This is a genomic window from Apibacter sp. (assembly GCF_025291155.1).
Lineage (GTDB): Bacteria > Bacteroidota > Bacteroidia > Flavobacteriales > Weeksellaceae > Apibacter.
Genome location: NZ_JAMBJZ010000163.1, coordinates 1 through 619, shown reverse-complemented (window position 1 = coordinate 619; position 619 = coordinate 1). Strand labels below are relative to the sequence as shown.

The following is a 619-nucleotide window of genomic DNA, read 5'->3' as shown; positions in this document are numbered from 1 at the left end:
CAACAACTTGATATCCAAAAATGGTTGAACCTTCTTTTTGGTTAGCAACTTTGATTAACTTTTTGCCAAAACTTTGACCAAAAAATAAATTATCACCTAGTATCATCGCACAACGTTGTTTTTCGATAAACTCTTCACCAATTAAAAAAGCTTGAGCTAATCCTTCAGGTTTTGGTTGTTGTGCATAACTAAGCTTAATTCCAAATCTTGAACCATCACCTAATAACTTTTGAAACATATTCAAATCTTCAGGTGTAGTGATGATCAAAATATCACGGATACCTGAAAGCATAAGTACCGATAATGGATAATAAATCATTGGTTTATCATATACAGGTAATAATTGTTTCGAAATACCTCTAGTTATAGGATAAAGTCGGGTTCCAGAACCACCGGCTAATACAATTCCTTTCATAATTTAACCTATTTTTTTAAAATACCTTGCCTAGATCTAGCGTATGAACCATCTTTTATATGATTGCACCAGTCACTATTTTTCAAGTACCACTCAACTGTTTTACGCATCCCACTTTCAAATGTTTCTTGTGGTTTCCAACCTAAATCATGATATATTTTCGAAGCATCAATAGCATAACGCTGATCATGCCCAGGTCTATCA

Annotated in this window: 2 protein-coding genes; both read right to left on the bottom strand. The window is 33.4% G+C overall.

What is annotated here, in order from left to right; genetic code table 11:
* A partial coding sequence (locus tag M3Z80_RS09715; protein WP_293919418.1) for a sugar nucleotidyltransferase occupies positions 1-415 on the bottom strand: 415 nt, incomplete at its 3' end.
* Positions 416-423: 8 nt separating this feature from the next.
* Positions 424-619, bottom strand: a 196-nt coding sequence (locus M3Z80_RS09710) for a GDP-mannose 4,6-dehydratase (protein ID WP_293919416.1), incomplete at its 5' end; no start/stop codon positions are given.